Source organism: Paenibacillus sp. FSL R5-0923, from assembly GCF_038009145.1.
In the GTDB taxonomy this organism is placed as follows: Bacteria; Bacillota; Bacilli; order Paenibacillales; family Paenibacillaceae; genus Paenibacillus_AQ.
Window position 1 is genome coordinate 3627915 of the sequence record NZ_JBBPAT010000001.1, and the last position, 12193, is coordinate 3640107.

Consider the following 12193-nt stretch of genomic DNA (forward strand, 5'->3'; position numbering starts at 1 on the left):
AATTATATCATAGGTTGTTATCGATGTTTGATTTGCCCAAATAATAGAAGGCTTTAGCCCTGTTGCACTTCCAGAAATATCGATAACATGGATATATAGCCCGGAGGTATCCGGGATCATGTTGGAGGGAGTGCATTTATTTATGTCACATAATAAATTTTTTAATGCTCATCATTCACCGATCGGTGCATTTGCGAGTTTTACCTTAGGATTTAAAGGAGCTAGTGGTGGTTTCGATTTGGAGATGGCCAAACCTCCTAGACAGAATATATTCATAGGATTAGAACGCAATGATGGGAAAGGGTATGACACACTACCATTTCACGAGATTGGCGGAGATGACGAGAGCAAACGCTATGACATCGAGAATCCAGACCCCAATCCAAACAAGGAGAATATTCTGTTCCCTTTTCAAGATCGTGAGATTTCTAGAGATTTTCAAGTAGCTACAGACAGCTGGAGTGCGGGGGATCTGACCTTCCGGATTCTCTCGCCAGTTCGATCAGTACCAGATCCTGAAACTGCGTCTGTGGAAGAAATGAAGGAAGTGTTGTTGCCAGCAGTACTGGTTGAGCTCGAAGTGGATAACACCTCATCAGCTACCTCACGTCGCGCGTTCTTTGGTTTTCAGGGAACAGATTTGTATAGCGGAATGAGAAGACTGGATGATGTGTCATCTGAAATTACAGGCGTTGGACAAGGAAGATTTATTGCGATTGCTGCCGAGAAAGGCACTACAAAGTCCGCACTTCATTTCACGATGGAGGATATTCTAAGTGAGGAGCTTCAGGAAAATTGGACCTTTGGACTGGGTCGCGTGGGTGCTTTAATCATAGATGTTCCAGCCGGAGTAAAAGAAACGTACCGGTTTGCGATTTGTTTCCACCGTTCGGGTTATGTTACCTCTGGTATGGATGCTTCCTATTACTATAATCGCTATTTCAACAATGCTGAGGCAGTAGCCGAATATGCATTAGCTAAATTCGATGTTCTTAAACAAGCAGCGGAGAAGGCTAACGAGATGTTTAATCATGCAAACCTATCCGAAGACCAAACCTTTATGCTAGCGCATGCGATTCGTAGTTATTATGGTTCCACACAATTACTGGATAATAAGAATAAGCCATTCTGGATCGTCAACGAAGGCGAATACCGGATGATGAATACCTTTGATCTGACCGTCGATCAGTTATTCTACGAGCTGCGTCTGAATCCTTGGACGGTTCGTAATGAGCTGGATATGTTCGTAGAAAGATTCAGCTATGAAGATACGGTACGTTTCCCTGGGGATGATACAGAGTATCCAGGTGGAATTAGCTTCACACATGATATGGGTGTAGCCAACGTAGTTTCACGTCCGGGCTATTCCTCCTATGAGTTATATGGCATTGATGGTTGCTTCTCTCATATGACACATGAACAATTGGTAAACTGGGTGCTGAGTGCGGCAACTTATTTTGAGCACACAGGTGATCGGAGCTGGATGGAACGTAATCTGAGTATCTTGGAGAAGTGCTTGAATAGTATGTTAAATCGGGATCATCCAGATCCTGAGCAAAGAAACGGTGTTATGGCGCTAGATAGCTCACGTACGATGGGTGGAGCAGAGATTACTACCTATGACAGTCTGGATGTCTCTTTAGGTCAGGCTCGCAACAATATTTACTTGGCAGGAAAATGCTGGGCGGCTTACTTAGCTATGGAGAAAATATTTGCAGAGTATGAGCGTGCGGAGCTGTCCAAAACAGCAGGGGCAGGGGCAGAGAAATGCGCCGCAACGATGGTGGCAAGCGTTACAGCAGATGGATATATCCCGGCTGTGATTGGAGAAGGTAACGACTCCAAGATCATTCCAGCTATCGAGGGTCTTGTATTCCCATACTATACGGGTTGTAAGGAAGCTCTTGATCGCAATGGACGGTTCGCCGCATATATCGGCGCACTCGACAAACATCTTCATGCGGTGTTGAAGCCGGGCGTTTGCTTATTTGATGACGGCGGTTGGAAAATCTCATCCACTAGCAATAACAGCTGGCTTAGCAAAATCTATCTCTCGCAGTTCATCGCCCGCAACATTCTGGGACTGGAATGGGATGAACGCGGAGCGGCAGCAGATCGCGCTCACGTGGCATGGCTTACCCATTCAGAATTATCGATCTTCAGCTGGAGTGATCAAATTATTTCCGGGGAGATTACGGGCAGTAAATATTATCCTCGTGGAGTAACAGCGATATTGTGGTTGGATGAGAAGTAGGGATTTGGAGTTTCATTGAATAAATGGCAAACGGACCTCTTATTAGGGGAGCGTTTGCTTTTTTTTGTTAAATTATGAATTTCTTTTTTTGATTTATATTCCCAAAACTAGTACTATAGTATTAATTTGTAATTAATTCTAATAGGATGCGGAGCGGTGTATATGGTAAAAGTTACACGTACAAGGTTGCGACTAACAATTCGGAAAAAACTGCTCATGATGTCACTCACGCTACTAATTCTTCCCATCGGAATATTAGGAGCAGTTATTTATCAGATTTCAGTCAAAGAAACGAATCAGCTCATTGAGAGTAAACTGAGTTCAAGCGTAAACCTGGCTGTCGCCTTAATTGAGAATTTGGAAAATTCCGTTCAATCGGGGCAGTTGACTGAAGTGGAAGCCCAAGAGCAAGTACGGACCTTACTACTTGGAAACAAAAATGAGGATGGTACTCGGCCTATTAATCAATCAATTGATTTGGGTCCAAATGGCTACTTCTTTATTTTAGATAACAAAGGGAAACTGCTTGCTCATCCCAAACTAGAGGGAGATAATATTTGGGATAAACAAACCTCAAACGGTACTTTTTACATACAGGATTTGATTAAAGCAGCACAGAACGGTGGTGGAGCTACTTACTATAAATGGCCGCTACCTAAATCGGATGGTACTGGAAACGCTGTAGGAGAAGAAGCGTTGAAAATATCTTATGCTAAACTATCGCCCTCTTGGGGCTGGGTCGTAGCTGCAGGCTCTTATATGCAAGACTATAATACCGGGCAACAAACCATTCTAAAGGGAATTATTACTACATTGATTGTATGCGTTGTCATCGGAATCGCTGTAATATACATATTTGCACAACATATTTCAAGACCGATTGTACGCATTGCCCGTGAAGCTGAACGGATCGCTCAAGGGGATCTAAGCGGTAAAGCATTGACTGTGCGCAATCGGGATGAGATCGGACAGCTCGGAATCAGCTTTAATCAATTATCGGGTAATATTCGGCAATTGGTTGGGAATTTAACCATAAGCTCGGAGTTATTAGCTTCTTCCTCCAAACAGTTGTCTTCAACGTTAGGTGAAACCACAGCGGCACTTGTTCAGACTTCATCCTCAATGACTGAAGTGGCGAACAATAGTGAGAAACAAGCTTCCTCAACGCAGGAGACTTCCCAATCGATGGAGGAGATGGTAAAAGAGATTCAGCGAGTAGCTGAAGCCTCTACACATGCCTATCAGCTGTCCATGCAAACACTGGAAGAGGCTGATAAAGGAAACAGCCTTATCATTAACTCTTCCGAGCAAATGAACGCAGTAAGTAATACTGTTGATGATTTAGGGATCACCGTTACTAGTTTAAATGACCAGTCTCAACAAATAGGCACCATCGTCAGTACTATTAAAGGAATATCTGAGCAAACGAATCTATTAGCGCTTAATGCGGCAATTGAAGCTGCTCGATCAGGAGAACAAGGCAGAGGATTTGCAGTGGTAGCTAGTGAAGTCCGTAAGCTGGCAGGACAAACAAGTGAAGCAGCTGAAAGGGTTTCAGTCATGGTTGAAGAAATTATTACGAGTATAGGTCATGCCCATCATTCGATGAGTAAAGGCCAAAATGAAGTCGCAGCAGGGGTTCAAGCGATTGATGATACGGGTAAAGCATTTGAACGCATTTTGCAGGCCACCCGGACCATCGTAGATCAGGTGGAGCAATCCTCGACCGCTGCACAACAGATGTACACGGGCTCCGAACAAATATCTGCTGCGGTGATGGAGGTCGAGCAGGTTTCATTGCACTCAGCTTCGGCTGCACAGACAGTATCTGCTGCCACTCTGGAGCAGCTTGCATCTATGGAGGAAATTGCCGCATCTGCTCGCAAGCTCCAAGAGGGTTCAAATGAGATGCGTGCTTTAGTAAATCAGTTTAAATTGGAATAGATGTTCAGACTTAGAGTTACAGAAATAGAATATGTAAAATATTAAAGAGGGGAATTAACCCCTCTTTTTTGCTGTTCTGACGTAAATAACCTTTTGAATACTATGAGGAAATTAATATAGCTTTTACAGCTCATTGACGCGGAGCGTATACTGGCTTGCTATATTGAAGGGAAAAGGGGGATGAATATGAAAGAAATGGAAGAATCGTCCTTTGCAGCTGCTCAGCCTGTCCTTGCAAGTGATACTTTTGGTTGGGATAAGCTTCAGGTTTCGCAATGGTATAGCCCGCAGCAAGCTTTCACCCCATCCTCGGAGTCTAAATATTTAATAGGAATTCACTGCACAGCCTACTACGAAAATTACTACACCATTCATATTACCCCCTGTAATGAGAGCCTTCTTTGCCCTTGGGGCAGAACCTCGCTCTATTTTTTGAAAATAGAAATTACGCCAGCGGTACTCGAAGAGATTGCTCGTGAATCTGGTTATCTAAAGGAAGGCCATATCCAGTTGGACCGCAAATTTCATGTCAAGGATTCCAAGCTACTGCAATTAGGGCTTTGGATGCTGGAGGAATTACAGAATGGCGGTGCCAAAGGAAAAATATATAGCGACTCTTTATCCAACATGTTAATTATTCACTTGTTACAACACTATTCTTCAGTGATTCCCCAGCATTCAAACCGAAAAACGCCAGCCAATCAAGAAATATTTCAGGTCATTCAATTTATGCGTGAGCGTTTAGAAGATGAGATTCAACTGACTGATCTCGCTGGCATGGCTAATATGAGCCAGTCGCATTTTATTCGGATTTTTAAACAACAGACAGGATATACTCCCCATAATTATTTAATTCGCCTGAGAATCGAACGTTCTAAATTTCTTATTCGTTCCGGAAAAATTGGTTTGAAGGAAATTGCATCTCAGGTTGGTTTTGCCGATCAAGGTCATTTTACTAGATTATTCAAACGAGAAACCGGCCTAACCCCAAAGCTGTATGCGAATCAAAGCTCCTCCAAACCTAATCATATGATTTATTGATTTTATTCTTGCAAATGAGAGTTTTGTTCAAGGAAAGAAGTGTTTTGTTCAATTAGAGAGCTGTTGCCAGCTCCTATAATAAGGTTGAAGTAAGGCGCACAAATGCCGAACTACAACCTTATTAGGAGGAGAGAAAACATGAGATTAAAGAGATTATTCAGTCTGATTTGCGCGGGGGTACTTACGACCAGTTCTTTATCTTTAGTAGCATCTGCCACACCAGTCGGACCGGATAACCTAGTAAACACTGAGGTAGAAATCAGTGCAGAGTCAACTTCGACTTCAGCTACAACTGCTGGAACTTGGCATGAAGTATCTAAGCAAACCTTCTGGTTACTTGATGCCCTGGAACGGGGACAAGGGGTGGCTACAGACGGGAATTCATGGATCTTTAATTCCTCGTATGGGCTCTTACGGACTGGACTTGATGGAAAATCCGTAAAAGCACGGAATGAATTGGCTATTCCACTGGAGATTGCCTCCCAAGGTGGAGACCATATCGGTGATATTTCCTACTATAACGGTAAAATATACGCTCCTATTGAAGACGGCAAAAACTATCAGCATCCTTACATCGCCCTCTATGATGTGAACACTTTGAAATATACGGGTACATCCTATGCTTTACCGTTGAATCTGCATATTGGCGGTGTGCCTTGGGTAGCCGTTGATGCTGCTCGCGGTCAGGTCTACACAGCTCAGTGGAGTAATGCAAGCGTCTTGAATGTACTAAGTCTTGATGATATGCATGTGATCACAACCATTCCACTTTCCCAAAGTATTGATCGAATTCAAGGTGCCGAAATGTACAACGGTGTTCTGTATGCTTCTACGGATAACGCAACCCAAACGGTTTATCAGATTGATCCGGAGACTGGAAACGTATCTGTTGCCTTTGATCGCAATCTGCCTAGTGGTACTGAAGCCCAAGGAATTGCTGTATTGCCTACCGCTGATGGTGCACAGCTCCATATTCTTGATGTAGGCTCGAATCGCATTAGTGTGAACTTTCGCCATTATGCATTTTAATTCAAATCCAAGCGAAAAAAGGGGCTAACAGAAATGCTAAAGCAAACCAAAACTATTCTAACACTGCTATCCGTCTCAATGCTGGCAGTAGCGGGCTGCGGACAATCTAATAACAGTACGGCTGAAGCCAAAGAAAATACCGCTCAACCCACAGCAATCGCTGCAACTCCGGAATCCACAGAGACTCCAGTCACTAAGCCGGTGGAAATTACATTTTATTATCCGGTTAATGTTGGTGGTCCCCTTACAAAAGTAATCGATGGGATGGCTAGTGCATTCATGGAGCAGCACCCGGAAATTAAGGTTAATCCCGTGTACACAGGTAATTACGGTGACAATACCGTGAAAATTCAAGCAGGTGTGCAGGCCAAACAGCCACCGGATGTCGCGGTCATGATGTCAACAGAGTTGTACAGTATGCTCGATATGAATGCAATCATTCCGCTGGATGATTTTATTGCAAAGGACACGGATATTCAGATGGCTGATTTTTATCCCGCCTTTGTAGAGGATACACAGTCTGAAGGTAAAACTTACAGCCTGCCTTTTCAGCGGAGCACGATTGTTATGTACTACAACAAAGAAATGTTCAAAGCCGCAGGACTTGATCCAGAGAAACCACCCACTACAAGGGATGAGCTTGTAACCTATGCTAAGAAGCTGAACAAAGACGGTCACGTGGGGCTGGAAATTCCGGGAAATGATGATTCCTATTGGATGTTTCAAATGCTTGCACGGCAAAATGCTTCCGATCCGAAGCAAAACATAATGTCCTCCGATGGCAAAAAAGCGATGTTCGATACGCCGGAGAATGTGGAGGCATTGCAATTCTGGTTAGATTTGTCCCATAAAAATAAGGCGATGCCGGAAGGTGTTATTGATTGGGCAACCGTTCCGACAGATTTCATTCAAGGCAAAACAGCCATGATGATGCATACAAGCGGCAACTTAACCAATGTAAAAAATAACGCGAAGTTCGAATTCGGCGTAGCGTTCCCACCCGCACAAAAGCAATTTGGATCACCTACTGGAGGAGGTAACCTGTATATTTTCAAGGACACATCTCCTGAAAAACAAGCTGCAGCTTGGGAATTTGCCAAATATATGACGGCTTCAGAACAAGCTGCCCTCTTTAGCAGCTCATCCGGTTATGTTGGCGTAAGAAAATCCGCATACGATACAGATGCTATGAAGAAGTATACGGCGGATTTCCCGCAAGCATTGGTAGCGAGAGATCAATTGGAATATGCGTTCCGGGAATTGTCCACTCATAATCATGGTAAAGTATCGACGGCAATTACGAACCAGATTCAAGCGGCATTGGCAGGAGAGATTGATGCAGCAGGTGCACTTAAAAAGGCTCAAGCAGAAGCAGATCAGGCACTTGCTCCCTTCAATAAGTAAGCTTTGAGGTATGGAATACGCCAGGACGGCTCGATAGCTTGTTCTGGCGTCATTACTTTATTCATTAATCGTAGAAACCTTAATCATGGAAGGATTGAATGGTATGAATGCCGGATGGAGTGAGAGGCTTAGACGAAACGGATTTGGCTGGGGACTAGTGTTGCCTTCGCTGCTCTTTCTTTGCTTGTTTACTTATTACCCTATGTTTAAATCGTTCTGGCTTAGCTTTTATGAGAAAAATTTGGCGACTCCTGAGCCTTTGTTCGTCGGTTTTGACAATTACGCTAATCTATTGCACGACAATGTCTTTATGAAGGTGATCAGTAACAATATATGGTTCGCCATTGGCACAGTACCCACTTCATTAGCTTTGGCTTTCTTGATGGCACTGTTTGCCGACAAGGCGATAAAAGGGCGGGGACTGGCACGTCTTTCATTTTTCTATCCGAATATGATCCCGATGATCGCTGTGGCGAACATCTGGTTGTTTCTGTATACCCCTCATTTTGGGCTCTTTGCCAGACTGGCTTCATGGATCGCGGATCAGCCTGTGAATTTGCTGGGAACACCTGATACGGTGATGGGTGCATTAGTCATTATGATGATTTGGAAAGAAGCCGGATATTTTATGATTTTTTATTTAGCAGGAATGCAGCAGATTCCAAAGGATTTATATGAAGCGGCTGCAGTAAGCGGAGTCGGTACATTCACTTCCATCCGCAGAATCACAATTCCGCTCACGATGCCGACTACGTTGTTCGTGGCTGTTGTGGCGATAACCAATTCTTTTAAGCTGGTAGACCATCTCTGGATTATGACAAAGGGCGGTCCGAATAATGCAAGTAATCTGCTGCTTTATTATATCTACGAGTCCACCTTTAATTTCTACGATCAAGGGATGGCCGCATCGATGACAGTAGTAATGATCGTGCTGCTGCTCCTGATTTCCTCTTTACAGTTTTTTGGCTGGGATCGGAAAATCCATTATGAATAGGAGGTGGAATCCATGGAGGATAATCCACTAAAGCTGCCCTTAGTATTAAGGCAGAATACACGCAAAGCTTTAGAAGAGGAGCGCATGCTGAACTCCGAAAGAACGAAGCGCCGAATCGGGCAGATACTGTGGCATGCGGTTGGATTTACGTTTGCCGCGGCTTGGATCATTCCCTTCCTATGGGTGGTCAGAACGGCTTTTCTACCCAAAGACGTCGCTATCGATGCGGGATGGTCTTGGGACTTCACGTTTGTGAATTTGATTCATGTCTGGAATGGAGCGCCTTTTGGACGATTTTTTATGAATACATTGCTTGTGTGCGGTGTTGTGCTTGCTGTGCAACTCGTTACAATGACGATGGCTGCTTATGCGTTCGCACGGGTACGATTCGCCTTGAAAGATCTGTTATTCATGTTATTTTTGGTGCAAATTATGGTGCCGCCAGATGTACTTATCTTTTCCAACTATCAGGTGTTGAACGAAATGGGTCTGCTGGATACCAAGCTGGGGATTATGCTACCTTACTTTGCCTCCTCCTTTGGAGTGTTTCTGTTAAGGCAATCCTTCAAGCAATTACCCTATGAGCTGGATGAAGCTGCCCGGGTGGAAGGCGCCTCACGCCTGCATATTCTTTCAAGAATCTATGTCCCACTGTCACGCCCGATTTATGTGTCCTTTGCGATCGTGTCGGTCAGCTTTCATTGGAATGATTTCTTGTGGCCCCTTATTGTAACCAATTCGGAGGAGAATCGCTTATTAACTGTAGGCTTGGCGATGTTCGCAAAAGCCACAGAGTCGGGTGCACAGTGGTCTGATGTCTGCGCGGCTACGTTGATTGTTTCGGCACCCTTAATGATTGGATTTTTATTGTTCCAGCGGCAAGTGATAGGTAGTTTTATGAGCTCTGGCATTAAAGGTTAGGAGGAGGCATTTATGAGGCTGGCGATTATTGGGGACTTACATTACCCGGACGAATTGTTAAACAACAAGGTTTTGATTAAAGATGCACGAGATGCTTTTTATGAGCAATTTATGAATCTATTCTTGTCCATCCCAGCCGATTATCATATTTCCGTGGGAGATATGGTGCACGCAGGAGAATTTAGCGAATTTAATTATATCATGGGTAAGATTAAGGATAGCAAGCATTCTAGACGTTTTCTACATGTTCTTGGTAATCATGATACGTACACTTATCCTAAGGAAGAAATCCTTTCCGTCACCCGGCAGCAGCGATACAGTGTGATTGAAGAGACAAATGCAATCATTATTTTGCTGGATACCGCACGGGAAAATCGTGACGATTGGAGCGGAACACTTGATGATGAACAGCTGACTTGGCTCGAAGCACAAGTGAAGCGGAAATCGGAAAAACCTTTATTCGTCTTCGGTCATCATCCCTTGTATAATACGACGGCCAGATCAACTGAGCCAATGATGTCACTGGATCCCAGCTTAGACATTTGGCCGATATTGAAGCAATGGCAAGGTGTGGGTTTCTATTTCAACGGGCATAATCATGTGCATTCTATCGTTAGAAAAGAAAACTGGCATTTCATTCAAACAGCCTCCATCCTGGATATTCCTGCTGCTCGAATCCTTACTGTGCTTGAAGATGAAATCAGGTTAGAGATGGTGAATCTGGCAAGCGAGCAATTGAGTAAATGGTCTTCATTATTTACCTTCAGCATTTTTGATTATGAAAAATATCCGCAGGCTGAAGGGGAGACAAGAGATCAGGAGCTAATCATCAATCGACTTCAAATGGATAGAAAGCAGGTGGACCAGCAATGAATCGTCAGCCAGTAAGATTAGCGATCGTAGGTGGAAATCGCGGAGCCAGTTTTATGAATGCACTGTACTCTCTATCGGATCGGATACATCTAACCGCCACTTGTGACTTGAATGAGTGGGTGCTTAACCAATGGAAAGAGAAATTCCCAGAAATCCGAACGTATCGGGATTATCATGAAATGTTAAAAGATTCGGCGATAGATGCGGTGTTTATCTTAAGCCCCATGCATTTGCATGCCAGACAATCTATTGATGCTTTAAAAGCGGGTAAGCATGTCCTAAGCGAAGTGATTTCGATCCAATCTTTAGAGGAAGCTTGGGAGCTTATCGAAACTGTTGAACAAACTGGACTTAAATATATGATGTCTGAAAATTACTGCTTCTCGCGCTCAAATCTGACGATTAAACATATGGCGGATCAAGGCATGTTCGGTGAAATTACTTATCTGGAAGGCGGATATATCCATGATTTACGTCATTTGACTCATCATCCGGATGGTTCTCTGACTTGGCGGGGGCAATTACATCAGCAGTATAACGGGATCAATTATCCAACACATTCTATTGGTCCAGTTGCGCAATGGATTAACCTCAATAAGCCTGAGGGTGATCGATTAAAAAGCGTCTCGTCTTCTGTTTCCAAATCTAGATCCTTACAATATTATTTCGGAGAGCATTATGGAAAAGATCACCCAGCAGCACGGGAGGGATTCTGGCGGCAAGGGGATAGCGCGGTTGCGGTCATTCAAACGGAAAAGGGTGTACTGATTGAACTGCGTGTAGACTGGTCCTCCGTTAGACCGCATAATAAAACTCATTATTTACTGCAAGGAACTGAGGGAGCGTATATTACGGGCCGCCATCAGTACGAAGAGGATTTGATCTGGTTCAAGAATCTCTCGCCCAAAAATATAGCGGATGGAGAGGAAATGTGGGAGCCTTTAAGCAGTTATCAACCACTCTATGATCACCCGACATGGATGAAATGGGGCGAATATGCCGCTGGGACGAAACATGGCGGAGGCGATTTTATGGTGCTTGAAGAATTTATTTCTGCCATTCAGGAGGATCGAACCCCCTCGGTGGACGTATATGATGCCGTTACTTGGAGCTCTGTGTTTACATTGTCTATGGAATCTGTAGAGAATGGTGGAAAAGCAATAGCCTTTCCTGATTTTAGAACGAGAGTGAGGAATTGACGGTGGATCAGGCCCTTTCCAAACTTGTGATGAAAAAAGAAATGCTGTCCGACTTGCCTGTTTTTCACTGTCCTACCGGGTATCTAATTCGTCATTTCGAGCCGGATGATGAACGGAACTGGGAAGAGCTTATACGCCATTCTTTTACAAGGGAAGTTAAATTTGCTCATAAAATCAGTGATCATGTACCCTTGTATTCGGATCGCTTGTTGTTCATTTGCCGCGGGGATCAACCTGTAGCTACTGCTACGGCCTGGGAGTCGGGTAGTGAGGACAATAAGAACTGGTACTTGCATATGGTTGGAGTGCTTCCAGAATATTCTGGTAAAGGTCTCGGCTATGCTGTGAGTCTAGCTGTCTTGCACAAAATAAGAGATTCAGGGGGAACGGTGGCATGTTTAGAAACCGATGATTTCAGACTGCCTGCCATCCGCATTTATTTGAAATTAGGCTTTCAGCCTGTGTACTTGGATGAAAGCCATCCTGGAAGATGGGAGCGAATCCTGCAAAGGCTTTAAATTTGTTGATAATTAG

At 44.0% G+C, this 12193-nt stretch carries 10 protein-coding genes; all 10 read left to right on the plus strand.

The genetic code is table 11. The features are described 5' to 3' along the window. The first annotated feature begins 142 nt into the window (after nucleotides 1-142). Entirely contained in the window at nucleotides 143-2254 is a 2112-nt protein-coding gene (locus MKX35_RS16220; RefSeq protein WP_076300892.1) for a glycoside hydrolase family 52 protein, read from the plus strand. Between the two features lie 162 nt (nucleotides 2255-2416). Beyond that, nucleotides 2417-4198 (plus strand): methyl-accepting chemotaxis protein, encoded by a 1782-nt coding sequence (locus tag MKX35_RS16225; protein WP_076300872.1) that lies wholly within the window; start codon nucleotides 2417-2419, stop codon nucleotides 4196-4198. 186 nt (nucleotides 4199-4384) lie between these two features. After that, nucleotides 4385-5239 (plus strand): AraC family transcriptional regulator, encoded by an 855-nt coding sequence (locus MKX35_RS16230; RefSeq protein ID WP_052404329.1) that lies wholly within the window; start codon nucleotides 4385-4387, stop codon nucleotides 5237-5239. 138 nt (nucleotides 5240-5377) lie between these two features. Beyond that, on the plus strand, nucleotides 5378-6268 hold the full coding sequence (locus MKX35_RS16235; RefSeq protein ID WP_076300873.1) for a DUF6923 family protein: 891 nt from the start codon (nucleotides 5378-5380) through the stop codon (nucleotides 6266-6268). 33 nt (nucleotides 6269-6301) lie between these two features. Next, nucleotides 6302-7672, plus strand: a complete 1371-nt coding sequence (locus tag MKX35_RS16240; protein WP_076300874.1) for an ABC transporter substrate-binding protein — start codon at nucleotides 6302-6304, stop codon at nucleotides 7670-7672. Between the two features lie 85 nt (nucleotides 7673-7757). Next, nucleotides 7758-8666, plus strand: coding sequence for a carbohydrate ABC transporter permease (locus tag MKX35_RS16245; protein ID WP_445671585.1), 909 nt, complete (start codon nucleotides 7758-7760; stop codon nucleotides 8664-8666). 84 nt (nucleotides 8667-8750) lie between these two features. Then, nucleotides 8751-9587 carry a carbohydrate ABC transporter permease gene (locus MKX35_RS16250; protein WP_081383077.1) on the plus strand — a complete coding sequence of 279 codons (837 nt, stop codon included), beginning with the start codon at nucleotides 8751-8753 and terminating at the stop codon, nucleotides 9585-9587. A gap of 12 nt (nucleotides 9588-9599) precedes the next feature. Continuing rightward, the gene (locus MKX35_RS16255) at nucleotides 9600-10460 is read left to right on the plus strand and encodes a metallophosphoesterase family protein (protein WP_076286711.1); all 861 of its coding nucleotides are present in this window, start codon (nucleotides 9600-9602) and stop codon (nucleotides 10458-10460) included. Further along, complete coding sequence (locus tag MKX35_RS16260; protein ID WP_076286712.1) at nucleotides 10457-11659, plus strand: Gfo/Idh/MocA family protein; 1203 nt, start codon at nucleotides 10457-10459, stop codon at nucleotides 11657-11659. Before MKX35_RS16255 ends, MKX35_RS16260 begins: the two co-directional genes overlap by 4 nt. Nucleotides 11660-11661: 2 nt before the next feature. Continuing rightward, a complete protein-coding gene (locus MKX35_RS16265; protein WP_076286713.1) occupies nucleotides 11662-12177 on the plus strand; it encodes a GNAT family N-acetyltransferase in 516 nt (171 codons plus the stop codon). The last annotated feature ends 16 nt before the right edge of the window (nucleotides 12178-12193 follow it).

Bases quoted from the DNA above. Each gene is read 5' to 3' on its own strand.
- MKX35_RS16230 (WP_052404329.1), top strand. From the start codon at position 4,385: ATGAAAGAAATGGAAGAATCGTCCTTTGCAGCTGCTCAGCCTGTCCTT.
- MKX35_RS16235 (WP_076300873.1), top strand. From the start codon at position 5,378: ATGAGATTAAAGAGATTATTCAGTCTGATTTGCGCGGGGGTACTTACG.
- MKX35_RS16260 (WP_076286712.1), top strand. From the start codon at position 10,457: ATGAATCGTCAGCCAGTAAGATTAGCGATCGTAGGTGGAAATCGCGGA.
- MKX35_RS16245 (WP_445671585.1), top strand. From the start codon at position 7,758: ATGGAAGGATTGAATGGTATGAATGCCGGATGGAGTGAGAGGCTTAGA.
- MKX35_RS16255 (WP_076286711.1), top strand. From the start codon at position 9,600: ATGAGGCTGGCGATTATTGGGGACTTACATTACCCGGACGAATTGTTA.
- MKX35_RS16225 (WP_076300872.1), top strand. From the start codon at position 2,417: ATGGTAAAAGTTACACGTACAAGGTTGCGACTAACAATTCGGAAAAAA.
- MKX35_RS16220 (WP_076300892.1), top strand. From the start codon at position 143: ATGTCACATAATAAATTTTTTAATGCTCATCATTCACCGATCGGTGCA.
- MKX35_RS16240 (WP_076300874.1), top strand. From the start codon at position 6,302: ATGCTAAAGCAAACCAAAACTATTCTAACACTGCTATCCGTCTCAATG.
- MKX35_RS16250 (WP_081383077.1), top strand. From the start codon at position 8,751: ATGCTGAACTCCGAAAGAACGAAGCGCCGAATCGGGCAGATACTGTGG.